This window comes from Amycolatopsis sp. WQ 127309 (assembly GCF_023023025.1).
Classification (GTDB): domain Bacteria; phylum Actinomycetota; class Actinomycetes; order Mycobacteriales; family Pseudonocardiaceae; genus Amycolatopsis.
In genome coordinates this window covers 6,408,161-6,433,188 of the sequence record NZ_CP095481.1, presented here as the reverse complement: position 1 = coordinate 6,433,188, position 25,028 = coordinate 6,408,161, and the positions used below count along the sequence as shown (strand labels likewise).

Below are 25,028 nucleotides of genomic sequence, written 5' to 3'. Positions count from 1 at the left end.
TCATGGACGAGGTGATCGAGTGGACGCCCAAGGCCCGCGCGGTGCTGGCGGCGGCGGAGGAGCTGTTCTACGCGCACGGCATCCACGCGGTCGGCGTCGACCTGATCGCCGAGCGCGCCGGGGTCACGAAGAAGACGCTCTACGACCGGTTCGGTTCGAAGGAACGGCTGGTCGTCGAGTACCTCCGCGAGCGCGACAGCCGGTGGCGCGCGTTCCTCGCCCCGCTGCTGGACGCGGCGGGCAACGACCCCGCCGCCCGGCTCCGCGCCGTGTTCGACGCCTCCGCCCGGTGGGCCGTCCGCTACAGCGGCAACGGCTGCAGCATGATCAACGCCCACGCCGAGATCAACGACCCGGCCCACCCCGCCTACCGGGTGATCGTCGACCAGAAGGCGTGGATGCTCGAGCTGTTCACGACCATCACCACCGCGGCCGGCGCCGCCGACCCGCGCTCGAGCGCCCGGACCCTCATGTTGCTGCACGAAGGGGCGCTCGTCACCGACGGGATGCACGGTTTCGAGCACCCGTACGCCCACGCGCGGGACGCCGCGGCGCGGGTGCTCGAGGCCGCTTGAGCCGGCTCACCTACCCGAACGAGCGGTTTGCCGTGCTCACGGCGCGGGGTAGCCGACCTGCGGAGCCGAGGAGGCACTACATGCCCAGCGAAGTCGTGGTCGTCGGCCAGGTCGCTCGTGACCTGGTGGTCGAAGTCCCGGACGCACCCGACGCGGGGTCGTCGGCCGAGGTGCAGCACCGGCAGGAGGTGCTCGGCGGGAAGGGCGCCAACCAGGCCGTGGCCCTGAGCCAGCTGGGCACGTCGGTGTCGCTCGTCGGGGTGGTCGGCGAAGACCTCGTCGGCGACGCGCTGCGCGCGCGGGCGCGGGCCGACCGCATCGGCACCACGCACGTGGTCCGCCGGCGCGGCGCCGAGACGGCGCTGATCGTCGACGTCGTCGACGAGCACGGCCGCCGCCGCTACCTGGAGCACATCCCGGCCGCCACGCTGGTGACCGAGACCGACGTCGCCGCCGCCGCCGCGCCGATCTCGGCCGCCTGCTCCCTGATCGTCCAGCTGCAGCAGCCCGCGCCGGCGGCACTGCTGGCCGCGCGGCTGGCGCACACCGCGGGCACCCGCGTCGTGCTGGACGGCGCGCCGGAAGACCCGGACCTGACCGACGAACTGCTCGCCCTGTCCGACGTCGTGCGCGCCGATGCCCACGAGACCGAGACGCTCACCGGGCAACCGGTGGCGGACCTCGAGACGGCCGTCCGCGCCGCGGCCGAACTGCGGCGGCGCGGGCCGTCGCTGGTCGTGCTCGAGGTGTCCGGACAGGGCACTCTGTTCGCCGGGCCGGACGGCACCTGGTTCGTCCCGGACGTCGAGACCGACGTCGTCGACACCACCGGAGCGGGAGACGCGCTGGTCGCGACGCTCACGGCGGCGCTGACCCGCCGGCGTCCGCTGGAGACGGCGGCCTGCCTCGCGGTCGCGGCAGCCGCGGCGACGACCGAGCACGCGGGCGGCCGGCCCCGCCTGAGCCGCCCGGCCCTCGACCGCCTACGGCCGGAGCACGCCGAAGAAGTCCAGGCCTGACCGGGGTTCCGGCCCAGCGCGCGGGGCCGGCCACCCCGTCGGTCCGGCGGTGTCCACTTCGGACTGCCGCTCAGGCCACCGGGTCGACGCGGGTTCGCAGCAGGCAGAACTCGTTGCCCTCCGGGTCCTGCAGGACGTGCCAGCTCTCGTCGCCGGTCTGCCCGACGTCGGCCGGTCTGGCGCCCAGCTCCAGCAGCCGGCGCAGTTCGGCGTCCTGGTCCCGGTCGGTGGGGCTGACGTCCAGGTGCAGCGGCAGCTTCGCCGCTTTGCCCGACCCGCCGACGCCGAGGACGAGCGTCGGCTGCGGGCCACCGAAGCCGGTGCCGGGCGGGCCGATCTCGATGCCGTCGGGCTCCCGGCCGATCTCGACGTAGCCGAGCACGGCGGCCCAGAACTTCGCCAGTGTCTCCGGGTCCCGGGCGTCGATGACGATTTCGCTGATGCGGCAGGCCATCACGTCACCCTGCCAGAGCCGCGCCCATTCCTCAGCGGAACTCCGGCAGGACGTACTCCTGCCAGCCCCGGAAGAAGCCGTCGTGGTCGGCGCCGACCTGCTGGACGTAGATCTCGTCCACCCCGGCGTCGACGTACTGGCGCACCCGCTCGGCGTGGGCCTTCGGGTCGTCGCCGCACACGATCGCCTCCGCGACGTCCGCGCGCGGGACGAACGACGTCGCGGCTTCGAAGTCCTCGGGGCGCGGCAGGATCTGGGCGAGCTGGCCGGGCAGGACGTCGTTGGGCCACAGCCGGTGCGCCTGATCGAGCGCGGCCTCGGTGTCGGCGTCCCAGCAGACCTTCATCCCGGCCTGCACCGGCTTGCCGCCGCCACCGGACTCGCGGAACGCGCGGACGAGGTCGGCGTCCGGCACGACCGTGCAGTAGCCGTCGCCGATGCGCCCGGCCAGCTCGGTGGCCTGCGGCCCGAACCCGGACACGTAGATCGGCACCGGCTCGGCCGGCACGGTGTAGATCCGGGCGTCCACCACGTCGTAGTGCTCACCGTGGTGGCTGACCGACTCGCCGCGCGCGCCCGCCGCGTGCAGCAGGCGGATGACCTCGACGGCCTCCTCCAGCATCGCCAGCCGCTGCCCGGCCGAGGGCCAGGGGTCACCGAGGATGTGCTCGTTGAGCGCCTCCCCCGAGCCCACGCCCAGCACGAACCGGCCGTCCAGCTGGACGGCGGCGGTCGCCGCGGCCTGCGCGATCACGGCCGGGTGCAGCCGGACGGTCGGGCACGTCACCGCCGTCGTGATCGGCAGGGAGACGGCCTCCGACAGGGCACCGATCACCGACCAGACGAACGGGCTCTGGCCCTGCGCGTCGTTCCAGGGGTGGAAGTGGTCCGAGATCCACAGCCGCTCGAAGCCGGCGCGCTCGGCCGCCCGGGCCTGGGCGACGAGCTCGCGAGGGCCGTACTGCTCGCAGGACAGGAAGTAGCCGATGGTCGTCATGCCGGCCGGTTACCCCGGCGGCCGGGCCCGCACACGAGCGTCCCCCACACCGGTGACTCACGTCGCCCCGGCGCGATCGGACGGTGATGCTTCCGCCGAGTGGATCGCCGGGCTGCGGGGTACCCACGCGACACATCGATCGAGAGGAACGCGTCATGGGACTTATCGTCGGCCTGCTGGTCGTCTGGGCCGTGCTGGTGGTGCTCGGGATCGCCATCAAGGGCCTGTTCTGGCTGATCATCGTGGGCGCGATCCTGTTCGTCGCGACCGGGGTGATCGGTTTCGTGCGGCGGAAGGCCGTCGGCAACCGGAGCTGACTCCTCATGCGGGCAGCGCCAGCAGCGCCAACGGCACGTGGTGCTGCCCGGCGTGGATGTCGCGGTCGCGCAGGCTGCCCTGGGGAACCGGGCGGGGGAAGGAGATCTTGACGACGTTGAGCGCCGGGATGCGGAAGATCTGCACCCCGGCGGCCGGGACGCCGTACAGCCGCGCGATCACGGTCTCGTTCAGGAACCCCTCATCGGCGGCGACGAGGTAACCCGCGTCGTCGCGCAGGAACACCTCCATGGTGACCCAGAACGGGCCCGCGTTCTTCGAACGCACCTCGGTCGCGAGGTCTTGCAGGGTGTCAGGCGAGGTGTCAGGCATCGACGCGGGCCTTCCGGATCGTGGTGCGGAACATCGTGGTCGGGGTCTCGGAGTCGACGACGTGGTTGAGCGCGAACTCGTACACCGGCCCGCGCTCGGTCTCGGCCGGCGAGGTCGGGAACGCGAGGCTCGGCAGGTACGGCATGTCCGCCGTCGGCAGGTGCAGCATCAGCGGGTTGGCGATCTTGGCGACGGCGGTCGCGGTGGCCTGGTCGGCGGCGTGCACCAGCAGCATGACGCCGACCTCGCGGGCCGGGGTGGTCGCGGGGTCCAGGTCTTCGAGGATCGCGTTGTGGCCGTAGAGCCGGACGTCGAACTCGTAGTCCTCCTCCCCCAGCGCGAGCGTCTGGTGCACGCGCTCGGTGAGCACCTTCTTCAGCAGCGCGGCCCAGTCCTCGATGCCGGCCAGGATGTCCGGGTCGCGGATGGCCGTGAAGGACATGGTTTCGTAGCCGGTGAGCCGGGCGCCTTCGAGCTTGATCGTGTGCTGCGCGGCGGGTTCGAACACCGAGCCCTCCACGCGCACGATCCGGTGGTCGACCTCGCGGTAGGTCGCGCGTGAGACGTCGAGGGTGCCGGCCGGCTCCCGCATCCGGAACGGGTTCGCGGTCTCGTAGAGCATGTGCGCGGCGACCGACGTCGGCGTGCACGACGCCGTGGGGTCGAGCGGCTCGATCGTGAAGCCGCCCTGGTCGATCCGCGCGAACACGCCGCCGGAGCGGGGGTTCGTCGTGCACTGGCCGCCGCACTCGACGATCTTGGCCGCGTGCCAGACCGGGCCGGGCGGGAGCCCTTTCAGCAGCGCGAAAGCGGCCGCGACGGCGGTGTCGGTGGCCCGCCCGGCCAGCACGACGTCGGCGCCCGCGCGCAGGGCCTCTTCGATGGGTTCGTGGCCCATCATTCCGACGACCCGCACGCAGCCGTCGAGGGTCGTGCGGTCGAGCGGCCCGAGCGGGGGCAGCGGGTGGATCACCCCCTCGGCCAGCCGGCGCCGGAGGTAGGCGGGGTCCTGCTCGCTGTGGATGGTGGCGACGGTCAGGTCGAGCCGGTCTTCGGCGAGGATCCCGGCGGTGATGTCCGCGAGCCAGTCGACGCCGCTGTCCGCCCCGCTGGTGCCGCAGGACCCGACGATGAGCGGGATGCGGGCCTTCGCCGCCGCGCGCAGCAGCAGGCGCATGTCGCGGGCGACCGCGGCGGTGGACGTCTTCGGGGTGCCGGACCCGAGGTAGTGGGGCCCGGAGTCGGTCGAGCCGCCGTCGACGGCGATGACGTCGGCGCCGAGCGCGAGGCCGCGTTCGACCGTTTCCGGGGCGAACCCCGCGCCGATCATGCCCGTGGGCACGAGGACGCCCACTGCCGTGTCGTTCACTGATCTCTCCTAGCTGTTACGGGGATACGGGGTTCGCCGCGCAGGGACGCGAGCAGTTCGTGCGCCGCCGCGATGGCGGTGGCACGCCGGGCTTCGGCGGTCTGGCCGGCGAGGTGCGAGTACACGGTGATGCCGGCCACCCCGCGCAGCGGACTGTCCGGCGGCAGCGGTTCCGACTGGGCGACGTCGAGGGCGGCACCGGCGAGCCGCCCCGAGGTGACGGCCTCGGCCAAGGCGGCTTCGTCGACGAGTGCCCCGCGCGCGGTGTTGACGAGGATCGCCGTGGGTTTCATCAGCGCCAGCGCGGCGGCGTCGACGAGGTGCCGGGTCCGCGCGGTCAGCGCGGTGTGCAGCGACACGTAGTCCGCTTCGCGCAACAACTCCGGCAGCTCGACGAACTCGACGCCGGGCGCACCGCCGTCCGGGTACGCGGTAGCGCACCGGATCCGCATCCCGAACGCCCGCGCGAGCGGGACGACGGCCCGGGCGGCCGGTCCGTGCCCGACGAGCCCGAGTGTGGCGCCGCGCAGCTCGTGGCCGCTCTGCCTGGGCCACCCGCCTTCGTGCACTCCCACGGCCGACTCGACCAGCCGCCGGGCGCCGGCCAGCAGCAGGGCGAGCGTGTACTCGGCGACGGCGTTGCTGTTGACCCCCGGCAGGTTGCTGACCCGGATGCCGAGCCGGACGGCGGCATCGACGTCGACCGAGTCGTACCCGACACCCGAGCGGACGACGGCCCGCAGCAGTGGTGCACGTTCGAGGACGTCCGCCGTCAACGGGTCGGTCGAGACGATGGCGCCGACCGCATCGCCCAGGGCGGCAGCGAGTTCGTCGCCACGCGCTCCCGTGCGGTAGCGGATTTCGTGCCCGGCGGCGGTGAGGATGGTGTCGGCCTCGTCGCCGGGGCGGGTGTAGTCGGTGGTGACCAGGATCGTGCTCACAACGCCGCCGCCTCTCGTTGGTGGACCGGCACCGCGGGGCCGCGAAGCGCAGAACGGCTGGTACCGCGAGCCGCGGCCGAAGTACCCGCGCCACGGCCGAAACCGACCTCGCGACCCACACCGGACAACGCCACCGCAGCCTCACCGCCGGGGCCGGTGTAGCCGGTGGTGACCAGAACCGTGCTCACAACGCGGCCGCCTCTCGTTGGTGGACCGGCACCGCGGCGCCGCGAAGCGCAAGACGACCGGCACCGCGAGCCGCAGCCCGAAGCACCCCGGCCGAAGCCGACCTCGCGACCCGCACCGGCCGACGCCACCTCGGCCTCACCGCTGGGGCGGGTGTAGCCGGCGGTGACCAGAGCCCTGCTCACAACACCACCCCCGTCTCGCTCGAAGACCGGCGCCGCAGGAGTTCTATGCGGACCACCGCCGCCAGGGCGAACACCGCGAGCAATGCGGCGTCGATCGGCATGAGGCGCCAGCCGGTCACGTCGACCATGCCGCCCACCGCCGCGGGGCCCAGGAAGCCGCCCGTGGCCCAGCCCACCGTGTACAGCGCGGTGTACGTGCCCAGGACCCGGCTGGACGGCGCCAGGTTCCACAGCACCACCGCGCCGTTGATCACGAAGCCGGCCGCGCCGATGGCGGCCACGCACAGGGCGACGATCGTCGCCGTGGGCGTGTGCAGGAGCGTGCCGATCGTCAGGGACACCACGAAGACCGTCGCGCCCATGGCCATCACCCGGACCCGGCCGATCCGCTCCGACAGCAGGGCCAGCGGGTACGCCGCGAGCAGGAACGCCACCCCGCTGGGCAGCGTGAGCCCGCCGGCGCTGCCGCGGGACAGGCCGAGCGCCTCGATGCCGTAGTTGGTGATCAGCGACCGGGACGCCGCCCACGCGGCGCCGAACAACAGGATCGCCAGGATCACCAGCAGCCGGGTGCGGTCGGTGTCACCGGCGATGTCCCGCAGGATGTCGCGCATGCGCGGTTTGGGCGTGTCCTCCCGCGCCGGTTCCCGGTCCTCCGCCACGGCTTCCCGGTAGGCGCGCGAGGTGCTGTCCCGGACCCGCCACACCAGCACCGCGGCGGACACGAGCATCAGGACCGAAGGCACCGAGAAGGCCAGCTTGGGGTGCGAGTCGACGAGGAACGTGCTGATCAGCGCCGAGACGATGATGGTGAGGCTGGACGCGATCTTCACCGCCGCGTTGGCCCGGCTGCGGCGCTCCGGGCGGATGAAGTCGGGCAGCAGCGCCTCCCCCAGCGGCTTGAAGCTGTTCGCCACCAGCGCGTAGGCGAACATCAGCGCGATCAGCGCCGGCAGCGACGACGCGAGCGGGATCGTGGCGAACAGGACGGCGGCGATCGGCATGCCGGCGGCCAGGTACGGGATCCGCCGGCCCCAGCGGGTGCGGGTGTTGTCCGACCGGTTGCCGATCCAGGGCTGGATGAACAGGCCCAGCACGTTGTCCATGCCCATCAGCAGCCCGATGACGGCGGCGCTGCCGACGTGCTCGCGCAACAGCGGTGGCACCTGCGCGTCGTAGAAGTTCCACGTCGATTCCTGGGCGAAGACGGCCAGCGCGACGTAGAACGTGATGCGCCGCCCGCTCTTCCGCCCCCTCGGGGTGTCCACTGTGGTCATCGCAAGTCCTCCGGGGGCCGCGGCCGCTTCGTCGCGTCGGCGCTGTCGTCACCCTAGAGATGCTATAGCAAAACTGTCAACGGTGGCATAACGGGATGCCATGGCTCGGTTAAGGTAAGGACATGAATCAGCAGTCACCGGCCGCCCCGGTGGCGGAGACGCTCGCCGACCGCACCTACCGCGCGGTTCAGGACGCCATCGCCGCGGGCGACCTGCGCCCGGGCGAGAAGGTCACCGAACGGGGCCTGGCCGAACGCTTCGCCGTCAGCCCCACCCCGGTCCGCGAAGCGATCCGGCGCCTGGAGCAGGACGGCCTCATCGAGCGCGCCGGGCCGCGGACGGTGGTCGTCGCGATGATCGGGGACGCCGCGATCCGGGACCTGGCCGAGGTGGAGGTCGCCCTGCGCGGGCTGGTCGCGCGCTTCGCGGCCCGGCACGCGACGAAGGGTCACCTGGTCCGGCTCGACGCGCTCCTCGACACCGCCGACGACCTGGTGATCGTCATGCGCCAGCGGCACGCCGACGGGCAGCGCGTCGAGAACTACGTCCACACCCTGCTCGACGTCTTCCAGCGGTTCAACGACGAGGTGAGCGCGTGCGCCGGCAACCCGGTGCTCGTGCGGCTGCTGGAGCAGAGCCGGGTGTTCTCCCGCGCCGAGCGGCGCAGCCGCCTGATCGAGCACGTGCTGGCCGACGACCGGTTCGGGCTCGACCGCTACTCCGGCCACCGCGCGCTGGTCCGCGCCCTGCGCGCCGGCGACGCGGCCACCGCGGAGGAGCTCGTCATGGCGGACGCCCGCGGCGGCCTCGACGACCTGCTCCGCTCACCCGAGCGGCCCGGCTGATCAGGCGGAACGAACGCGGCCGTCAACAGCGGCGCCCGCGCCGGCCATAAACGCCGTCCGCCGGCCCTGTGACATTTTCACGATACTTGTTCGCGTTTTCGGGAAATTGCGATAATACCGGTGAGTATGTATGATCCACAGTGGATCCCGCATATCGTGCTCCTGGTCACCACGGACACACAGTCAACCGGTTGGAGAATTCCCATGGCGCAAAAGGTCCTCGTCGAGATGCTGGACGACCTCGACGGCAGCCCCGCCACCCACACCATTCCCTTCGGCCTCGACGGCGTCAGCTACGAGATCGACCTCTCCGACGACAACGCCACCGCCCTGCGCGGGGAACTCGCGCGGTTCATCGCCGCGAGCCGCAAGACCGGCGGCCGGAAGGTGCGCGTTGCCACCGGGCAGTCGACGGCGAGCAGCGCGGACCGCGAGCGTTCACGCGCGATCCGCGCCTGGGCCGGGGAAAGCGGCTACGAGGTCTCCGAGCGCGGCCGCCTCTCCTCCGAGATCGTCACCGCCTACGACGAGGCGCAGCGACAGGCCGCCGAGCCCGTCGCGGCCCGCAAGCGCACGCCGCGCAAGAAGGTCGCCGCCGTGAAGAAGTAAGGCATGACAGCCGTTCAGCGGCGCGGCCATGGGCCATTCCGCGTAATCGACGCCGTTTCGAGCGGGAAATCGGTCCGGTCGGCGCCGCCCGGATTCACCGATACCGCGCCGGAATGATGACTACCCGGCGGTCGATGTCCGGCTCGCGGCACCCGCGGCCGCGATCAGGGCGAGCGCGAACAGCACGTAGGAGGCGACCAGCCCGCCGGTGGTGCCGGCCGAGCTCAAGGTGCCGCCGGCCGCACGGCCCAGGAGCTGGCCGACGCATTCGGCCGTGATGACCGCGGTCGCCAGCTCCGTGGCCGTGAATCCGCTCGAACCCGCGGTCGTCGCCCGGATGTACAGGCTGGGGTACGCGAGCCCGACGCCGATCCCGGCCACGGTCCACGCGCCCAGGACGACGCCGAACGAGCCGCCGGTGGCCAGCTCGACCGCCGGTACGGCCGTGCCGAGCGCGGTCAGGCTCAGGCCGGCGACCGGAAACGCCGACGTGCACCGCGTGACCAGGAGGCTCGTCACCGCCCACCCCAGCGGGGCGGCGCTCAGCACGACCGCCGCCTGCCCGAGGCTCATCCGGAACCCGCTCGTCAGCAGCACGGTGATCAGGCTGTCCGCGCCGAAGTAACCGGCCGCGAACAGCACCATCGCCCCGAGCGCGGCGGGTGTCCCCCGCCGCAGGCGCGCGGTTCCCGCGGGCAGGATCGCGACCGTCCCCGCCACCGTGAGCACCGCGCCGGCGATCGCGAGCGGCCACCACCCCGCGCTCAGCACGACGCACGCCGCGCCCAGCGGCACCGACAGCGTCCGGCCCAGCGGACGCGGCGCGGCCTCGACGGGCGGGTCGTCGCGGACGGCGCGCACGACCAGCAGCCGTCCGAAGAGGACGAACGGCACCGGCACCAGCAGGGTCCAGCGCCACCCGACGAGGTGTTCCAGGCCCAGCGTCGCGGCCGGACCGGCCAGGGCGGGCACGATCCACATCGCCGACGACGCCGCGACCACCCGGATGCGCAGCCGTTCGTCGAGGTGCCGGATCGCCGAGCTGATCCCGAACACCGCCAGCAGGCCGCCGGCCAGGCCGCTGGTGAACTGCCCCAGCGCGAACACCCACGCCGCCTGAGCGGACGCGGCCAGTGCGAGCCCGCCGAGGTAGGCGAGCATGCCGGCGGCCAGGGTGCGCCGCGGCCCCAGCCGGCCCAGTACCCGGCTCGCCAGCGGGAGCGCGACGAACAACCCCAGTGTCGAACCGGCGATGAGGAGCCCGAGCCGGCCCCGCGCGTCCAGGTCGTCGGCGACGACGGGCAGCAGCGTGGACGCGACGAACCCGGTCACGGCGGCCGCGAACTCGAGCGCGACGATCCCGGCGGCGAGCACCGGCGGGGCACCTCTCACGTGTACAGCTCTCGGTCGTACCGGTTGATCTGCACCCACACGCCGTCGGGATCCCGGACGCGCAGCGAGAAGCCGAAGCCTTCGTCGGTCACCGGGCCGGGCTCGAACCCGGCCGCCCGCAAGCGATCCGCGACGTCCTCCAGCGGCTCGTCGGCCTCGAACGCCAGCTCGCACCGGCCGGCGTCCTCGGCGGCCGCGCGGTGCAGGGCCAGCGTGCCGCCGTCGGCGGGCAGCTCGATCCAGCCGCCGGGACGCGACGCCGGCCCGCTCTCCAGGCCGAGGGCCCGGTAGAACCGCGTCAGGGCTTCGACGTCCGCGCTGTAGCGGATCGGCAGCACGCGCATCACGATCGCTCCTCACCGCGTCGCAGGTACTCCTCGAGCGCGTGCTCGACGAACGCCGAGAGCGACTCGTCCGCGTCGACGGACGCGTGTTTGACCCGCCTGATGAGCTCGGGCGGCAGGTAGACGCTGAACTGCCGTTTGACGGCTTGAGTCATGCCCGCATGCTAGCATGCCTTCATGCCCGCTTATGGGCATCGCCTCGACGTACGGACGTTCCACAATGGACTCGCGCCCGATTCCGGGGCAGCGCTTCGCTTTGCACAATCCTTGATCTCCCCGCGACGCCCTGGGCACCCTGATCCGGCCGGCTCCCGCGGCGTGATCCCGGCGACTGGGGGCACGTCAACGTCGACCACGTGATCCAGACCGACCACCCCGAGGTGCCGCCGGCGAACACCCAGCCGTTGTACGGCGAAACGTGGCGGCCGCGGGTTCTCCTGCTCCCGCTGCTTCCTGCCCAACGCCGGGGGCATCACCCTCGCCGCGGCCGGCCGGCCGGTCGACGTCCACCCCGTGACGGTGCACCCGCTGCGGTCGATGTGGGGATGACCCGTCTTGTAGTGAAGACTACAACTCTTGCGCAACTTGAGGGATACGCTACGATGTAGTCATTCCTACAAGGGAGCCGTCGGCTGATATGGACACTACAGAGCTGTCGCTCCAGGACCGCATCACCGGGCGGCTGGCGCTGCTGCCCGCCGCCGAGCGGAAAGTCGCCGAGTACCTGCGGAACCACGGCCCGGACGCGATCTTCGCCACCGCCGGGCAGATCGCGGCCGCCACCGGGACCAGCGACGCCACCGTCGTGCGGACCGCGCGGTCGCTGGGCTACACGGGCCTGCTGGAGCTGCGGCACAGCCTGACCCGGCAGGTCGTCCGGGCCACCAGCCCGGCACCCCCGCCCGGGCCCGAAGGATCCCTGCTGACCCACGTCTTCGCCGAAGCCACCCGGCGGCTCGCCGACACCCTGCGGCTCACCAGCGCGTCGACGTTCGACACGGCCGTCGACGTGCTCGCCGGGGCCCGGGAGGTGCTCGCCTTCGGCATCGGGCCGTCGGAGACCGTGGCCGCCTACCTCGCGCTGCGGCTGCGGCGCCTCGGCCGGCGGGCCCGCGCGACCGGGGCCACCGGCTTCCGGCTGGCCGACGACCTGCTGGAACTCGCACGCGGCGACGTCGTCGTCCTCTACTCCCCCAGCCGGCTGCTCGCGGAGATCGACGTCGTGCTCGACCACGCCGCCGCGGTCGGCGCCCGGGCGGTGCTGATCTCCGACTCCCTGGGTCCCGTGTTCGCCGACCGCGTGCACGTCACCCTGGCCGCCGCGCACACCCCGACCGGCGCCACCGGCGAAGGCCTGCCGTCCCAGGTGCTCACCGACGCCCTCGTGCTCGGCGTGCGCGCGAAGGACGAAACCCGCGCCACCGAACGCGCCGAGCTGCTGACCGGGCTGCGGTCGGAGCTCAGCCAGACTGGCGGCCGCCGCCGTACAACCCAGCCCCCGCACCGGAAAGAGAGCCCATGAGCGCGACGACCGACGAGATCGGCCGCGTCGAAGCGAGCACCGCGCACAACTACCACCCGCTGCCCGTCGTGCTGACCGAAGGTCGCGGCGCCTGGGTCACCGACATCGACGGCCGGCGCTACCTCGACCTGCTCGCCGGGTACAGCGCGCTGAACTTCGGCCACGGCGACGAGGAACTGCTGTCCGTGGCCCACGAGCAGCTCGACCGGCTGACGCTGACCAGCCGCGCGTTCCACCACGACCGGCTCGCCACGTTCGGCACCGAACTCGCGGAGCTGGCCGGGATGGACCTCGTGCTGCCGATGAACACCGGCGCCGAGGCCGTGGAGACGGCGATCAAGGTCGCCCGGAAATGGGGCTACACGGTCAAAGGCGTGCCGGCGGGCCGTGCGCGGATCGTGGTGGCGGGCGGCAACTTCCACGGCCGCACCACCACGATCGTGAGCTTCTCCGACGATCCGGACGCCACCGCGGACTTCGGCCCGTTCACGCCGGGCTTCGACACCGTCCCGTTCGGCGACGCCGAAGCCTTGCGCGCCGCCCTCACGGAAGACACGGTCGCCGTGCTGATCGAGCCCGTGCAAGGGGAAGCGGGCGTCGTGCTGCCGCCGGACGGCTACCTCGCCGACGTCCGCGCAGCCTGCACCACGCACGACGTCCTGCTGATCGCCGACGAGATCCAGTCCGGGCTCGGCCGCACCGGACGCACCTTCGCGTGCGAGCACTTCGACGTCGTCCCGGACGTCTACCTGCTGGGCAAGGCGCTCGGCGGCGGCCTGGTCCCGCTGTCCGCGGTGGTGTCGCGCCGGGACGTCCTCGGCGTCCTGCGGCCCGGCCAGCACGGCAGCACCTTCGGCGGCAACCCGCTGGCCTGCGCCGTCGGCACGGCCGTGGTCCGCAAGCTCGCGACCGGCGAGCCGCAACGCCGGGCCGCGGAACTGGGCACGATCTTCGCCGAGCTGCTCAAAGACCTCCCAGCGGTCCGCGAGGTGCGCACGCTCGGCCTCTGGGCCGGGGTCGACGTCGTCGGGCGCAGCGGGCGCGACGTCTGCGAAGGCCTGCTCCGCCGGGGCGTGCTCGCGAAGGACGCCCACGGTTCGACGATCCGGCTCGCACCCCCGCTGGTGATCGAGGAGGCGGACCTGCGTCAGGCCGTCGCCCACCTGGCCGACGAGCTGCGCGCGTGACCGAGTACCGGGATTTCCTGCGTGGGCACGCGGAAATCGGCACCGAAGACGGCTGGCTCGTGCCGCGCCGGCTGCCGTCGGGGCCGCTGCACCCGCGCCTGGACACCGTCGCCCGCATGCCCGCCGGGGTCCGCCTGGAGTTCGAAACCGACGCCACCGGCTTCTCGTGGGACGTCGTCGGCGAAGGCGACTGGGACGTCGTGGTCGACGGCAAGCTGGTGCGCCGGTCGCGCGAGGTCCGCGTCGACGACCTTCCCGAGGGCCGCAAGCAGGTGCGGATCTGGCTGCCGCAGTCGAGTCACGTCCGGCTCGGCGAGTTCCGCGTGAACGGGGAGCTGACGCCGGTGCCGGAAGGGCCGAAGTGGCTGGCCTACGGCAGTTCCATCACCCAGTGCCGGCGGGCCGCCGGGCCGTCCGAGACGTGGCCCGCGCTGGTGGCGACGAAACTCGGGTGGTCGTTGCGCTGCCTGGGGTTCGCCGGGGAATGCCACCTCGACCCGGCCGTGGCGCGCTACATCCGCGACACCGGAGCCGACGTGATCAGTCTCTGTGTCGGCGTCAACATCCACGGCGCCGCAACGTTTTCCCCGCGTTCGCTCGGGCCCGCGCTGGAGGGGTTCGTGCGCACGATCCGGGACGGCCACCCGGACACCCCGATCCTGCTGACCACGCCCCTGCACGCCCCGGACCGCGAGGACCAGCGCAACGCGCTCGGGCTGACCCTCGCGGACGTCCGGGCCGAGGTCGCGGCCGCCGCGCACGGCCTGCCCGTGCTGGACGGCCCGTCCGTCTTCGGCCCGGACGACGCCCACCTGCTCGTCGACGGCCTGCACCCGGGTGCCGACGGCTACCGCCTGCTCGCCGAGCGGCTGCGGCCGCACCTGGCGGCACTTCTGACCGGAAGGCCCTCATGAGAATCCTCGTCCTGCCGGGTGACGGCATCGGCCCCGAGATCACCGCCGCCACCCTCGACGTCCTCACCGCCGCCGACGCCCTGCTCGGCCTCGACCTGGCCTTCGAGACCCACGACATCGGCCTCGCGTCGCTGGCCGCGGCCGGCACCACGCTGCCCGCCGAAGTGCTGACCCGGATCCCGCAGGTCGACGGCGTGCTGCTCGGCCCGGTGTCGCACTACGAGTACCCGCCGCGCGTGGACGGCGGCATCAACCCGTCGGCCGAGCTGCGCACGGTGTTCGAGCTGTTCGCCAACATCCGGCCGTGCCGCTCGCGCGCCGGGCTGAGCCTGCTGCGCTCCCCGATGGACCTGGTGATCGTGCGGGAGAACACCGAAGGCTTCTACGCGGACCGCAACATGCACGCGGGCAACGGCGAGTTCATGCCCGGCCCCGATCTCGCGCTGGCGGTCCGCAAGGTCAGTGCGCAGGCGTCCGAGCGGGTGGCCGTGGCCGCGTTCGAGCTGGCGCGCGGGCGGCGGCACAAGGTGACCGCGGTGCACAAGGCCAACGTGCTCAAGCTGTCCGACGGCCTGTTCCTGCGCGAGGTCCGGGCGGTCGCCGAGCGGTATCCCGACGTCGAGCTGGACGAGCTGATCGTCGACGCCGCCGCCGCATTGCTGATCCGCACGCCGGACCGGTTTGACGTCGTGGTCACCACCAACATGTTCGGCGACATCCTGTCCGACGAGGCGTCCGAGCTGTCCGGCGGCCTCGGCCTGGCCGGGTCGGTCAACGCGGGTCACGACCTGTGCGTCGGCCAGGCCCAGCACGGGTCCGCGCCCGACATCGCCGGGCTCGGCGTCGCCAACCCGACGTCGCTCGTCCTCTCCGCCGCGATGCTGCTCGACTGGCGCGGCCGCCGCGACGGCGATCCCGGCCTGGTCAAGGCGGCCGAGCTGATCGTCGCCGCCGTCGACGCCGTGCTCGACGACCCCGCCACCCGCACCCGCGACCTCGGCGGCGCACTCGGCACCGCCGCGTTCGCCGAAGCCGTCGTCCGCACCCTGAACAAGACTGGAGTCCGATGATCCTGTCCGTCGATCCGGCGAGCGGCGTCGAGCTGGCCCGGTTCACCCCGCACTCCCCCGCCGAGGTCGACGCCGCGCTCGACGCGGCCGCCGGTGCCCAGGCCCGCTGGCGCACCCTCGACGTCACCGAGCGGGTCGGTCTGCTGCGTGAGCTGGCCCGCGTGCTGCGTGCGGGCAAAGAAAAGTACGCCCGGCTGATCACCGCGGAGATGGGCAAGCCGCTCGCCGAGGCCGAAGCCGAGATCGAGAAGTGCGCGGTGACGTGCGAGCACTACGCCGAGCACGCGCCGGCGTACCTCGCCGACCGGCCGGTCGTGTCGAACGCCAGCGAGAGCAAGGTCGTCTACGACCCGCTCGGCGTAGTGCTGGCCGTGATGCCGTGGAACTACCCGTTCTGGCAGTTCTTCCGCTTCGCCGCGCCCGCGCTGGCCGCGGGCAACGGAACGATCCTCAAGCACGCGGGCACCGTCCCGCAGTGCGCGTTGGCCATCGCGGAGGTGCTCCGCGACGCCGGTGCGCCGGCCGGGCTGTGCGCCACACTGCTGGTGGAGGCGGACGCGGTGGCCGGGCTCATCGCCGACGACCGGATCGCCGCGGTCACGTTCACCGGGTCCACCCAGGTCGGCACGATCATCGCCGCGCAGGCCGGCGCGGCGCTGAAGAAGCAGGTGCTCGAACTCGGCGGGTCCGACCCGTTCGTGGTGCTGGCCGACGCCGACGTGCCGGCCGCCGCGGCGACGGCCGTGCGGGCGCGGTTCGTCAACGGCGGCCAGAGCTGCGTCAACGCCAAGCGGTTCATCGTCGAAGACGCCGTGGCCGACGAGTTCGTCGAGGCGTTCACCACCGCGGTCGCCGCGTTGCGGATCGGACACCCCGGCTCGCCGGGCACCGACCTCGGCCCGCTGGCCCGCGAGAACCTGCGCGCGACGCTGCACGACCAGGTCGAACGCAGTGTGGCCGCCGGGGCGAAGCTGCTGCTGGGCGGGGAAGTCGTCGACGGACCGGGGTTCTTCTACCCGCCGACGGTGCTCGACCACGTCACGCCGGGGATGGCGGCCTTCGACGAGGAGACGTTCGGGCCGGTCGCGGCGATCACCCGCGTCACCGACGTCACCGAGGCGATCGCGCTCGCCAACCGGACGGAGTTCGGGCTCGGCGCGGCGCTGTGGACCCGCGACCTCGGCCGTGCCGCCCACCTCGTCCGGGAGCTGGACGCGGGCGCGGTGTTCGTCAACGGCCTGGTCGCCTCCGACGCGCGGCTGCCGTTCGGCGGGATCAAGAAGTCCGGGTACGGCCGGGAGCTGGGCGCGGAGGGCATCCAGGAGTTCGTCAACACCAAGACCGTGTGGACCGGCCCGGCCGCACCACCGGCCGGGTTTCCAGCCTCCGTGCTGCGGCCTGCTGCGTTGCCGGCGCACAACCGCGGCGGCGGCGCGAGCACCGTGCCGCTGGTGACCCGGGCGATCGGCGCGCGGGTGTTCCTGAACGGCACCACGGCGTTCGAGGGCGGCGCGGGCATCCCGCTGCACACGCACAACTGCCCGGAGAGCGTCGTGATCCTCGACGGCGAGGCGATCGCCGAGATCGACGGCGTCGAGCACCGGCTGTCGCGCTGGGACACGACGTACGTCGACGCGGGCACGCCGCACCGGTTCCGCAACGCGTCGGCGACCGAGCCGATGCGGATCCTGTGGACCTACGCCTCGGTGGAGGCGACCCGCACGATCGTCGAAACCGGCGTCACGACCCGCGTCGACGCCGAGTCCCGCTGACGAAGCTGGGTAGGCTGCGCTCCGTGAGCGACGACGGAAGTGAGCCGCTGGCCGACCGGATCGGCCGGCGGATCGGGGACCTCTCGGCCGCCGAGCGGCGCGTCGCCGAGTACCTGTGGAAGCACCCGGGGATGATCGTGCTGTCCACGGCGGGCGAGCTGGGCGCGCTGAGCGGGACCAGCGACGCGACCGTCATCCGCACGGTCAAGGCCCTCGGCTACTCGGGCCTGCCCGAGCTGAAGCGCGCGGTGGGCCGGGACGTCGTCTCCGACACCCCGGCCGCCCGGCTGCGCAAGCGCGTCGAGCAGGCCGGCGACGACACGACGTCCCTGCTGGACGAGCTGCTCGCCGAGTCCGTCGACCGCCTCACCGAAACCCGCAGGCTGCTGTCCGAACCGGCCTTCACGGCGGCGGTCGAGCTGCTGGCGGGCGCGAACACGGTGCTCGGCTACGGCCTGGGCGTCTCGGAGCTGCCGGTGCGCTACCTCGCGACCCGCCTGCAGCGTCTGGGCCGGCGGGCCCGCAGCACATCGGCGACGGGCTTCCGCCTCGCCGACGAACTCCTCACCATCGAGGCGGGCGACGTCGTGGTGCTGAACGCACCGGAGCGCCTGCTACCGGACATGACGACGCTGGTCCGCCACGCGCGGTCCTCCGGAGCGGGCGTCCTGCTGCTCACGGACTCACTGGGCGCCACTTTGGACAGTCAGGTCGACGTCACGCTCACGGCAACACGCTCGCCGAGCGGCCTCACGCAGGAGGGCCTGAGCACGACGCTGGTCTTGGACTGCCTGCTGCTGGCGATCGCCAAAAAAGACCCCAGCTCAGTCTCGGCGAACACAGAACTGCTGGCGTCCCTGCGGGAACGCCTGGTCCCGGGCGCCCCCCGCCCCCGCCGCCCCTGACGCTCCGCCGCCCCTGGAAAGTCCGTGAATGCCACATTCACGGACACTATGTCCCTCAATGTGCCATTCACGGACTTGAGCGGCGGCCCCTCACGCTCCCCACGCGCAGGCAGGTCCCGGCCGCCCCGAAGTCCGGCACGCCCACCCCGCCGGGGCCGACGGCGACCTCACCCGAGGCCACCGCCTCATCGGAGCCACCTCGCCGCAGCGGCAGCTGCTGAAGCTGGGGCGGCGGGGGTCGCGGCGGCTGGCCCACCTCGCTCATGGCTCCCGCGGCCGGAGCTGCCGCGGCTCCGCCAAGATCTGGCTTCCCGCCTCGCCGCACCGGACAGCCCGAAGTCCGTGAATGCCACATTCACGGACACTATGTCCCTCGATGTGGCATTCACGGACTTCGGCACTGCCGGACCCTCACGACCGCCGCGCGCAGGCAAGGTCCGGGTGGCCCGAAGTCCGGCACAGCGACGGGTCAGCGGCCCATCTCCAGTGAGCGGTCTCGGGCCGCGACCACTGCGGCCATCACCGCTGCTCGGAAGGCGCTGCTCTCCAGTTCCTGGATCGCCGTGATCGTCGTGCCGCCCGGGCTGCAGACCGCCGCGCGTAGCTGGGCCGGGTCGGCGTCCGGCTCGCCCAGCATGCGGCCCGATCCCGCCGCCGTTGCGAGGACCAGCTCCGCCGACAACGGCCTTGGGAGGCCCGCGAGGACTCCGGCGTCGATCATCGCCTCGGCCAGCAGGGCGAAGTACGCCGGGCCGCCACCCGATAGCGCCGTCACGGTGTCCAGCTGGCTCTCCTGCACCGCGACGACCCGGCCCAGCGGCGCCAGCAGCGTCTTCACGCGGTCGAGGTCGGCAGCACCGGCGTACCGGCCGGCGCTGATCGCGATCGTGCCCGCGCCCACCGACACCGGCAGGTTCGGCATGCTCCGCACCACCACCGGCTCGCCCGGCAGCCGCGCCTCGATGCTCGACGTCGGCGTCCCGCCCACCGCCGACACGATCAGCTGCCCCGGCGTCACCAGCGAAGCCAGCTCGTCAAGGAGCGCGGTGAAGTGGTACGGCTTCACCGTGATCAGCAACGTCTCCGCCTTCGGCACGGCCTCGGCCAGCGAAGTCACCGTGACGTCGTAGCGCGAACGCAGGTACTCCGCTCGCGCCGGAGCCGGCTCGACGACGGTGATCTCGGCAGTGGCGCCGCCGGCGAGCAGGCCGGCCAGGAGCGCTTCGCCCATGTTGCCGCCGCCCACAATGGTCGTGGTCATCGCAGTACGAACCCCGTTCCCAGGTCGTCGGCCGGATCGAGGCCGAAGGAGCATTCGCCGGTCTGGTACGCCGTGCCCTCGATTTCGGTGGCCACCGCACCCGAAACGGCGGTCGAGACGACGCGCCCGGTGAACGTCGTCCCGATGATCGAGTCGTGGGTCAGGACGGCGCCGGCGGGCAGCCGGCCGTCGGCGGCCAGCAGCGCGAGCCGCGCGGAAGTGCCGGAACCACAAGACGAACGGTCGGCCTGACCGTCGGCGAACACCGTGATGTTGCGCTGGTGCGGACCCGCGGGCGTGTCCCCGAAGTCGTCGTAGATCATCGTCGCGTAGACGCCGCTCAGGCGGCTGTCGCCGGCGTGGGTGGCCCACGCGGTCGCGTCCAGGGCCCACTTGATCTCACGACCGGCGGCGACCAGCTCGGCGTAGTGCTCCGGAACCACGCGCAGCCCCAGCGCCGCCGCCGGGACCGACGCGTAGATGGCGCCGCCGTAGCTGACGTCGACGCGCACCGGGCCACGCTTCGTCGGCACCTCGACGTCCCGGCCCATCACGTAGGCATCCACGTTCCGGAACGACACCCGCTGCACCACACCGTCCACACAGGACACCGCCGCCGTCACCCGGCCGGACGGGACGTCCATGACGACGTCGGTGACGCCGTCCGGGGCCGCGGAAACCCGGCCGGTGCGGACCGCCCACGCACCGAGCGCGATGGTGCCGTGGCCGCACGCCGTCGAGTAGCCGTCCTTGTGCCAGAACAGGACGCCGAACTCGGCGCCGTCGTCGTCGGGCGGCACGAGGAAGCAGCCGTACATGTCGGCGTGCCCACGCGGTTCGCGCACCAGCAGCTGCCGGACGGCGTCGATCTCGGGCGACGACTGGGCGGCCGCGCGCCGTTCGAGCACCGTCGTCCCCGGGATCTCCGGTACTCCGGACGTCACGATCCGGAACGGCTCGCCGGCGGTGTGGTAGTCGGTTGTCGTGATCATGGCTCTCCCAGGATGGTCGCGAGCAGGTCGAGACCGATGTTCCGCCCGGAGACGACCAGCACGATCGGCCTGTCGGCGGGGACGAGACCTTCGCGCAGCGCGGCCAGCGTGGTCGCCGACGCGCCCTCGGCTACCAGCCCGGCCGTCGCGACGAGTTCCCGCACCGACCGCCGGATGGTCTCCTCGGGCACCGAGACCATCGCCACTCCGCAGTCCCGGACGATGCCAGGCGTGGCGGACGTCGGTTCGAGGTTGCCGTCGAGCCCGTCCGCGATGGTCTCCCCCATCGGCACGGACACCACGTGACCAGTGGAAACAGCCGTCGACAAGGCCCGGCAGGCGGCGGCTTCGACGCCGATCACGCGGACGTCCTGCGACGCGCGACGCGCGGCCAGCGCCACTCCCGACAGCAGGCCGCCGCCCCCGGCCGGGACGACGACCGTGAAGTCCTCGGCCAGGTCCGCCGCGACCTCGGTCAGCAGCGTGCTCTGCCCGGCGATGACGTGCAGGTCGTTATACGCCGAGACGTACTGCCCGCCCGCGGTGGCGAGGTCGAGCGCGTGCCGCTCGGCGCCGTCGAAGTCGTCGCCCTCGAGGACGAGGGTGATCGGATATCGGCGCAGGGCCTCGATCTTGACGCGGGCCGCGCTCGTGGGCACGACCACGGTCGCGTCGACCGAGAGCAGCCCCGCGGCGTAGGCGATCCCCTGGGCGTGGTTGCCGACCGACGCCGTGACGACCGGCTGGCCCGCGTACGCCGTCAGCGCGGCGATCGCGCCGCGGATCTTGAACGACCCGACGGGTTGCGCGCCTTCGTACTTCAGGTACACGGGCACGTCGAGCCCCGCGTGGTGGAACGGGATGAGCGGCGTCGGCGCGAGGTGGCGGGTCACCGCCTCCCACGCGCGGTCGAGGTCGGTGTCCAGCACCGGTGCGGTCATGGTCCTCCTTCGGACGAGGTCAGGCGCGGGCCGTGCCGCGGGCCGGCGGGAGGACCGTCGGCCCGGAGTTGACGTTCACCCGGTGCTCGAGGACGACGGCGTCGCCCTCGAATCGCAGCGTGAGCCGGTCGATGAACGGCCCCTCCAGGAAGTGCCAGGTCAGGTCCAGCACGTCGCCGGTCCACGTCGCGCCGGCCAGGATCGGCGCCGCGTCGTCCTGGTACGAGTGGTGCAGCCGCCCGACGCTGACGCCGGTGCGCTGCCGGACCCACTTCTCCAGCCCGTGGTCGAGGGTGTGCGTGCCCCGGTCGTCCTCGATCCGCAGCCGCACGGCATCCGCCGTCGCCTCGACCGACACCGAGCGGACGCCCTGGTCGTTGGGCTCGAAGTCGTACGTGCGCACGAAAGCGGGCCGCTCCCCCGGCGAGGCGAGCGGCTCGGGTTCGCGGGCCTGCTCGACCCGGCGGTCGACGTTTACGGCCGGTTCCGCGAACGCCCGACGGAACGCTTCGCGCAGCATGCGCGGCAGATCGTGGTACGACGGATCCGGCATCGCGCCGGTGATCACGACGACGGCGTCCTGGTCCGGGAAGACCATGCACTCCTGGCCGAACAGGCCCGACGCGGCGTAGCTGCCGTCCGCGGACGTCCAGAACTGGTAGCCGTACCCGGAGTTCGCGACGGCGTCCGGCCCGGCGGGCAGCAGCTCCTGGCCGTTCCACTCGCCGCTGACCGCGCGCGGCACGTGCGTCGCCGACGCCTTGCGCACCCAGCCCGCCGGCAGGACGCGCTCGCCCTGCCAGACACCGTCCTGCAGGTACAGCACGCCGAACGACAGGAGGTCCCGCGGCCGCAGCGACAAGCCGTTGCCGCCGCTGGACACGCCGTCCGGGTCGCGTTCCCAGTCGTGGTCGGTGATGCCGAGCGGCTCGAACAGGCGGGGCCGCAGGTACTCGTCGACGGGCTCGCCCGCGACCTTCTGCACGATGGCCGACAGGACGTGGCTCGTCGTGCTGCTGTAGCGGAAGGTGCGGCCCGGGCGTTCGACGACCGGCTCTTCGAGAAACTCACCGGCCCAGCCGGTCTTGCGCAGCCGGGTCGTCGCGCCGGAGAGGCCGCGTGCGTGCCCGGTGCGCATGGTCAGCAGGTCCCGCACGCGCATCCGGCTCAGGTTCTCCCCCGGCTCCCGCAGCTCGAAGAAGTCCGCCACCGGGTCTTCGAGGTCAAGCAGCCCTTCCGCCTCGGCGAACCCGACAGCGGTGGCGGTGAAGCTCTTGGTGGCCGAGTGCAGCTTGTGCTTCAGCTCCGGTTCGTGCGGCCACTGCCACAGGTCGAGCGTCGTAGCGCCGCCCTGGTGCACGAGCAGCGAGTGCACGCGCATCCCGCGCGTGGCGAGTTCGTCCAAAAAGGACTCGACGGCGCTCATCGGGTGCTCTCGACCGTGCTCAGCAGCCCGCCGACGAAGTCCTGCACCACCGGGATCACCTCGCTGCCCTTGTGCCCGACGCCGGGGACGACGTCCCAGCGCACCGCGATCCCCTGCGAGACGAAGTTGTCGCGCAGGGTCTGCAGCCGCTCGACCCGGGTGCTGCCGGTGTCGGCGACGCCGTCCATCCAGTTCGGGCCGCCGGGGTTGTTGATCTCCCAGGTCTCGACGTCCGCGGAGCCGACGACCAGCTGCACCGGCACCGCACGCAGGGCGTCGAGGTCGATCCGGATGCCGAAGCGCTCCTCGAACCCACCGGTGCCGAGCCACCACGGCAGCGTGTCGTCGAGCTGGGTGATGCGTCCGGGCGCGCCGATCGAGACGCCGGCGAGCCGGTCCGGGTGAGCGTAGAAGAACCGGTGCGCGAACTGCCCGCCGCCGGAGAAACCGTGGAGGTAGAAGCGTTCCGTGCGCGTGTTGAACCGGGCGCCGACCTCGTCGACGATGTGCAGCAGCTCCTCGTCGAAGCGGACGCCGCGGTACTCCAGGAACTTGTAGCTGTGCAGTTCCCCCGGTTCCATCAGCCCGGCCGGGAACAGCGGGGTGAGGATCACGCAGCGGTGGTCGATCGCGAACTGCTTCCACAGGTCGCGGTAGAGCTCGGCGGACCGCCCGGTGCCGTGCTGGATGACCACGAGCGGCAGCGGTTCGGCGTCCGGCGTGTGGTCCTTCGGCACGTACAGCGCGTAGAACAGGCGCTGGTCGTGCTGCGAGGCGAAGAACGGGGTGCCGCCGACGAAGTGGGCGCGCTCGGAGGCGAGTTCGGACATGGAGAGCAGTCCTCCTGGACGTTGTGGGGTCAGTATTCGGCGGCGGGCACGGGTGCCGCGGACCGCGCGAGGCGTTCGCTCACTTTCGCCGTGGTGACGAAGGAAACCGCGAGCAGCAGGGCCAGCAGGACGCCGATCCCGACGATGCCGCCGCTGAGCGTCGGATCGGGGTCACCGGCCTCGACGCGGGCCGAGCCGGTCAGGAACGACAGGACGAAGAGCACCCCGACGGCGAGCACGACTTCGGCGGCCACCAGGCCGGGGAACACGCGCAGGGCCAGCCGGAACACCGAGCCGTCTTCGCCCGCGGCGCGGGCCCGGGCGATGCGCGGCATGAGCAGGAACTCGTTGAGCCCGCCGACGATGATCATGCACGCCACCAGGGAGACCTTGACCAGCAGGAACCGGCCGAAGCTGGTCGTGAACAGCTCGCCGGGGCGGCCGACGAACGTCCAGGCCAGGTACAGGCCGCTGATCAGCAGGCAGCCGACGGCGCACAGCGCGACGGTGCTGAACCGCGTCCACAGCTGGGCCCAGGTGTCGCCGGCGCGGGCGGTGAGGTGACGGCGGGCGGTCGCCAGCACGACGAGCGCGGTGATCCCGCCGACCCACGTGGAGACGGCGAAGACGTGCGTGTGGTCGAGCACACCGTCGACGAGGTTGTCGAGGGTCTCCTTGCCGAAGTCGGTCGGCAGCAAGGTGACCTGGTAGGCCACGAAGGAAAGCACGAGCCCGCCCGACGCGATCGCGGTCAGGTGCGCGCGCATCCGCGGTGACCACAGGAGCATCAGCACGACGGCGGACGCCGCCCAGAGCAGGTACTGGGTCAGCGTCAGCGCGCCGGTCGAGATCCACTCGCCGCGCTTGCCGGGCACGGTGACGTAGGTCCAGATCGAGCCCGGCTTCAGCGCCCGGCCGTACGGGATCTCGGTTCCCTTGACGCGCGCGGCTTTCCCGGCGAGCTGGAAGTACAGCGCGACCAGGTACCAGGTCCCGGCGAAGGCGAGCCACCAGCTCGTCCGGCGCCGGAGCACACTCCGGTCCAGCGGGTCGACGGACGGCCGGTTCAGGACCGGCCGCAGCACGAGCAGGTGGAGCATCGTCGCGCCGATGGTGCCGATCAGGCCCGCGAAGTAGGCCATCTTCGTGACGATCCGCCACAACGCGGGCGCCGGGTTGGCGGTGGCGGCCGGCACGGCTTGCGCGAGCGAAAACCACATCATGACGATCTCCTCGACAGGCGGAGGACGAAGCCGTCCCGGCCGGTCGATGCGCGGCCCGCGGCTGTTTCGTAGCCTAACCTACGAGACTGCCATCTGTGAAGTATTTACTACGGACATTCGTCGCGAAGACTACAAGAGTCCACT

At 72.5% G+C, this 25,028-nt stretch carries 26 protein-coding genes; 11 read left to right on the top strand and 15 right to left on the bottom strand.

The genetic code is table 11. The features are described 5' to 3' along the window. Positions 1-2 precede the first annotated feature (2 nt). The gene (locus MUY22_RS29430) at positions 3-575 is read left to right on the top strand and encodes a TetR/AcrR family transcriptional regulator (RefSeq protein ID WP_247049898.1); all 573 of its coding nucleotides are present in this window, start codon (positions 3-5) and stop codon (positions 573-575) included. Between the two features lie 80 nt (positions 576-655). Continuing rightward, entirely contained in the window at positions 656-1,594 is a 939-nt protein-coding gene (locus tag MUY22_RS29425; protein ID WP_247049896.1) for a PfkB family carbohydrate kinase, read from the top strand. 70 nt (positions 1,595-1,664) lie between these two features. Here MUY22_RS29425 and MUY22_RS29420 read toward each other — a convergent pair whose 3' ends face one another. Then, on the bottom strand, positions 1,665-2,048 hold the full coding sequence (locus MUY22_RS29420) for a VOC family protein (protein WP_247049894.1): 384 nt from the start codon (positions 2,046-2,048) through the stop codon (positions 1,665-1,667). A 31-nt stretch (positions 2,049-2,079) separates the two neighbouring features. Further along, positions 2,080-3,045, bottom strand: a complete 966-nt coding sequence (locus MUY22_RS29415; protein ID WP_247049892.1) for a TIGR03557 family F420-dependent LLM class oxidoreductase — start codon at positions 3,043-3,045, stop codon at positions 2,080-2,082. Between the two features lie 155 nt (positions 3,046-3,200). On the opposite strand from MUY22_RS29415, the gene MUY22_RS29410 reads away from it, so the two are divergent. Further along, positions 3,201-3,362: a hypothetical protein gene (locus MUY22_RS29410; protein WP_247049890.1), complete on the top strand. Its 162-nt coding sequence runs from the start codon at positions 3,201-3,203 to the stop codon at positions 3,360-3,362. Between the two features lie 4 nt (positions 3,363-3,366). Here MUY22_RS29410 and MUY22_RS29405 read toward each other — a convergent pair whose 3' ends face one another. From MUY22_RS29405 to MUY22_RS29390, 4 genes are all read right to left on the bottom strand, one after another. Continuing rightward, complete coding sequence (locus MUY22_RS29405; protein WP_247049889.1) at positions 3,367-3,693, bottom strand: DUF4387 domain-containing protein; 327 nt, start codon at positions 3,691-3,693, stop codon at positions 3,367-3,369. Further along, on the bottom strand, positions 3,686-5,062 hold the full coding sequence (locus MUY22_RS29400; RefSeq protein WP_371827498.1) for an acyclic terpene utilization AtuA family protein: 1,377 nt from the start codon (positions 5,060-5,062) through the stop codon (positions 3,686-3,688). The genes MUY22_RS29405 and MUY22_RS29400 overlap by 8 nt, the downstream gene beginning before the upstream one ends. Next, positions 5,059-6,003 (bottom strand): phosphoglycerate dehydrogenase, encoded by a 945-nt coding sequence (locus tag MUY22_RS29395; protein WP_247049887.1) that lies wholly within the window; start codon positions 6,001-6,003, stop codon positions 5,059-5,061. The genes MUY22_RS29400 and MUY22_RS29395 overlap by 4 nt, the downstream gene beginning before the upstream one ends. Positions 6,004-6,370: 367 nt before the next feature. Then, a complete protein-coding gene (locus MUY22_RS29390; RefSeq protein ID WP_247049885.1) occupies positions 6,371-7,651 on the bottom strand; it encodes an MFS transporter in 1,281 nt (426 codons plus the stop codon). 122 nt (positions 7,652-7,773) lie between these two features. Between MUY22_RS29390 and MUY22_RS29385 the strand changes: the two genes are divergently transcribed. Next, positions 7,774-8,496, top strand: a complete 723-nt coding sequence (locus tag MUY22_RS29385) for a GntR family transcriptional regulator (protein WP_247049883.1) — start codon at positions 7,774-7,776, stop codon at positions 8,494-8,496. 204 nt (positions 8,497-8,700) lie between these two features. Continuing rightward, a complete protein-coding gene (locus MUY22_RS29380; protein WP_247049881.1) occupies positions 8,701-9,105 on the top strand; it encodes an Lsr2 family protein in 405 nt (134 codons plus the stop codon). A gap of 120 nt (positions 9,106-9,225) precedes the next feature. Here MUY22_RS29380 and MUY22_RS29375 read toward each other — a convergent pair whose 3' ends face one another. The 3 genes from MUY22_RS29375 to MUY22_RS29365 are packed head-to-tail and all read right to left on the bottom strand — an operon-like array spanning position 9,226 to position 10,996. Continuing rightward, positions 9,226-10,497, bottom strand: coding sequence for an MFS transporter (locus tag MUY22_RS29375; protein WP_247049879.1), 1,272 nt, complete (start codon positions 10,495-10,497; stop codon positions 9,226-9,228). After that, positions 10,494-10,841, bottom strand: a complete 348-nt coding sequence (locus tag MUY22_RS29370) for a VOC family protein (RefSeq protein WP_247064191.1) — start codon at positions 10,839-10,841, stop codon at positions 10,494-10,496. Before MUY22_RS29370 ends, MUY22_RS29375 begins: the two co-directional genes overlap by 4 nt. Continuing rightward, entirely contained in the window at positions 10,841-10,996 is a 156-nt protein-coding gene (locus MUY22_RS29365) for a CopG family transcriptional regulator (protein ID WP_247049876.1), read from the bottom strand. The genes MUY22_RS29370 and MUY22_RS29365 overlap by 1 nt, the downstream gene beginning before the upstream one ends. Positions 10,997-11,478: 482 nt before the next feature. Between MUY22_RS29365 and MUY22_RS29360 the strand changes: the two genes are divergently transcribed. The 6 genes from MUY22_RS29360 to MUY22_RS29335 are packed head-to-tail and all read left to right on the top strand — an operon-like array spanning position 11,479 to position 18,211. Further along, the gene (locus MUY22_RS29360) at positions 11,479-12,363 is read left to right on the top strand and encodes a MurR/RpiR family transcriptional regulator (RefSeq protein WP_247049874.1); all 885 of its coding nucleotides are present in this window, start codon (positions 11,479-11,481) and stop codon (positions 12,361-12,363) included. Continuing rightward, positions 12,360-13,550: an ornithine--oxo-acid transaminase gene (gene rocD, locus MUY22_RS29355; RefSeq protein ID WP_247049873.1), complete on the top strand. Its 1,191-nt coding sequence runs from the start codon at positions 12,360-12,362 to the stop codon at positions 13,548-13,550. The genes MUY22_RS29360 and rocD overlap by 4 nt, the downstream gene beginning before the upstream one ends. Further along, the gene (locus tag MUY22_RS29350) at positions 13,547-14,464 is read left to right on the top strand and encodes a GDSL-type esterase/lipase family protein (RefSeq protein WP_247049871.1); all 918 of its coding nucleotides are present in this window, start codon (positions 13,547-13,549) and stop codon (positions 14,462-14,464) included. Before rocD ends, MUY22_RS29350 begins: the two co-directional genes overlap by 4 nt. Beyond that, a complete protein-coding gene (locus MUY22_RS29345) occupies positions 14,461-15,534 on the top strand; it encodes an isocitrate/isopropylmalate dehydrogenase family protein (protein ID WP_247049869.1) in 1,074 nt (357 codons plus the stop codon). Before MUY22_RS29350 ends, MUY22_RS29345 begins: the two co-directional genes overlap by 4 nt. After that, the gene (locus MUY22_RS29340; RefSeq protein WP_247049867.1) at positions 15,531-17,306 is read left to right on the top strand and encodes an aldehyde dehydrogenase family protein; all 1,776 of its coding nucleotides are present in this window, start codon (positions 15,531-15,533) and stop codon (positions 17,304-17,306) included. Before MUY22_RS29345 ends, MUY22_RS29340 begins: the two co-directional genes overlap by 4 nt. A gap of 23 nt (positions 17,307-17,329) precedes the next feature. Beyond that, positions 17,330-18,211: a MurR/RpiR family transcriptional regulator gene (locus MUY22_RS29335; protein ID WP_247049864.1), complete on the top strand. Its 882-nt coding sequence runs from the start codon at positions 17,330-17,332 to the stop codon at positions 18,209-18,211. 469 nt (positions 18,212-18,680) lie between these two features. Here the strand turns inward: MUY22_RS29335 and proC are convergent, their stop codons facing one another. Genes proC through MUY22_RS29305 form a run of 6 tightly spaced genes read right to left on the bottom strand, consistent with a single transcriptional unit; the run spans position 18,681 to position 24,884 of the window. Continuing rightward, positions 18,681-19,472 carry a pyrroline-5-carboxylate reductase gene (gene proC, locus MUY22_RS29330; RefSeq protein ID WP_247049862.1) on the bottom strand — a complete coding sequence of 264 codons (792 nt, stop codon included), beginning with the start codon at positions 19,470-19,472 and terminating at the stop codon, positions 18,681-18,683. Continuing rightward, positions 19,469-20,464, bottom strand: coding sequence for a proline racemase family protein (locus tag MUY22_RS29325; protein ID WP_247049860.1), 996 nt, complete (start codon positions 20,462-20,464; stop codon positions 19,469-19,471). The genes proC and MUY22_RS29325 overlap by 4 nt, the downstream gene beginning before the upstream one ends. Beyond that, positions 20,461-21,405, bottom strand: a complete 945-nt coding sequence (locus MUY22_RS29320; RefSeq protein WP_247049858.1) for a threonine/serine dehydratase — start codon at positions 21,403-21,405, stop codon at positions 20,461-20,463. The genes MUY22_RS29325 and MUY22_RS29320 overlap by 4 nt, the downstream gene beginning before the upstream one ends. Positions 21,406-21,424: 19 nt before the next feature. After that, the gene (locus tag MUY22_RS29315; protein WP_247049856.1) at positions 21,425-22,831 is read right to left on the bottom strand and encodes a serine hydrolase; all 1,407 of its coding nucleotides are present in this window, start codon (positions 22,829-22,831) and stop codon (positions 21,425-21,427) included. Continuing rightward, positions 22,828-23,661 (bottom strand): PHB depolymerase family esterase, encoded by an 834-nt coding sequence (locus MUY22_RS29310; protein WP_247049854.1) that lies wholly within the window; start codon positions 23,659-23,661, stop codon positions 22,828-22,830. The genes MUY22_RS29315 and MUY22_RS29310 overlap by 4 nt, the downstream gene beginning before the upstream one ends. Positions 23,662-23,690: 29 nt before the next feature. Then, positions 23,691-24,884: a copper resistance D family protein gene (locus MUY22_RS29305; protein WP_247049852.1), complete on the bottom strand. Its 1,194-nt coding sequence runs from the start codon at positions 24,882-24,884 to the stop codon at positions 23,691-23,693. Positions 24,885-25,028 lie beyond the last annotated feature (144 nt).

Excerpts from the sequence above, each read along its gene's own strand:
- MUY22_RS29430 (WP_247049898.1), top strand. The coding sequence starts at position 3 with ATGGACGAGGTGATCGAGTGGACGCCCAAGGCCCGCGCGGTGCTGGCG.
- MUY22_RS29425 (WP_247049896.1), top strand. The coding sequence starts at position 656 with ATGCCCAGCGAAGTCGTGGTCGTCGGCCAGGTCGCTCGTGACCTGGTG.
- MUY22_RS29420 (WP_247049894.1), bottom strand. The coding sequence starts at position 2,048 with ATGGCCTGCCGCATCAGCGAAATCGTCATCGACGCCCGGGACCCGGAG.
- MUY22_RS29415 (WP_247049892.1), bottom strand. The coding sequence starts at position 3,045 with ATGACGACCATCGGCTACTTCCTGTCCTGCGAGCAGTACGGCCCTCGC.
- MUY22_RS29410 (WP_247049890.1), top strand. The coding sequence starts at position 3,201 with ATGGGACTTATCGTCGGCCTGCTGGTCGTCTGGGCCGTGCTGGTGGTG.
- MUY22_RS29405 (WP_247049889.1), bottom strand. The coding sequence starts at position 3,693 with ATGCCTGACACCTCGCCTGACACCCTGCAAGACCTCGCGACCGAGGTG.
- MUY22_RS29390 (WP_247049885.1), bottom strand. The coding sequence starts at position 7,651 with ATGACCACAGTGGACACCCCGAGGGGGCGGAAGAGCGGGCGGCGCATC.
- MUY22_RS29385 (WP_247049883.1), top strand. The coding sequence starts at position 7,774 with ATGAATCAGCAGTCACCGGCCGCCCCGGTGGCGGAGACGCTCGCCGAC.
- MUY22_RS29380 (WP_247049881.1), top strand. The coding sequence starts at position 8,701 with ATGGCGCAAAAGGTCCTCGTCGAGATGCTGGACGACCTCGACGGCAGC.
- MUY22_RS29370 (WP_247064191.1), bottom strand. The coding sequence starts at position 10,841 with ATGCGCGTGCTGCCGATCCGCTACAGCGCGGACGTCGAAGCCCTGACG.
- MUY22_RS29365 (WP_247049876.1), bottom strand. The coding sequence starts at position 10,996 with ATGACTCAAGCCGTCAAACGGCAGTTCAGCGTCTACCTGCCGCCCGAG.
- MUY22_RS29360 (WP_247049874.1), top strand. The coding sequence starts at position 11,479 with ATGGACACTACAGAGCTGTCGCTCCAGGACCGCATCACCGGGCGGCTG.
- rocD (WP_247049873.1), top strand. The coding sequence starts at position 12,360 with ATGAGCGCGACGACCGACGAGATCGGCCGCGTCGAAGCGAGCACCGCG.
- MUY22_RS29345 (WP_247049869.1), top strand. The coding sequence starts at position 14,461 with ATGAGAATCCTCGTCCTGCCGGGTGACGGCATCGGCCCCGAGATCACC.
- MUY22_RS29340 (WP_247049867.1), top strand. The coding sequence starts at position 15,531 with ATGATCCTGTCCGTCGATCCGGCGAGCGGCGTCGAGCTGGCCCGGTTC.
- proC (WP_247049862.1), bottom strand. The coding sequence starts at position 19,472 with ATGACCACGACCATTGTGGGCGGCGGCAACATGGGCGAAGCGCTCCTG.
- MUY22_RS29325 (WP_247049860.1), bottom strand. The coding sequence starts at position 20,464 with ATGATCACGACAACCGACTACCACACCGCCGGCGAGCCGTTCCGGATC.
- MUY22_RS29320 (WP_247049858.1), bottom strand. The coding sequence starts at position 21,405 with ATGACCGCACCGGTGCTGGACACCGACCTCGACCGCGCGTGGGAGGCG.
- MUY22_RS29315 (WP_247049856.1), bottom strand. The coding sequence starts at position 22,831 with ATGAGCGCCGTCGAGTCCTTTTTGGACGAACTCGCCACGCGCGGGATG.
- MUY22_RS29310 (WP_247049854.1), bottom strand. The coding sequence starts at position 23,661 with ATGTCCGAACTCGCCTCCGAGCGCGCCCACTTCGTCGGCGGCACCCCG.
- MUY22_RS29305 (WP_247049852.1), bottom strand. The coding sequence starts at position 24,884 with ATGATGTGGTTTTCGCTCGCGCAAGCCGTGCCGGCCGCCACCGCCAAC.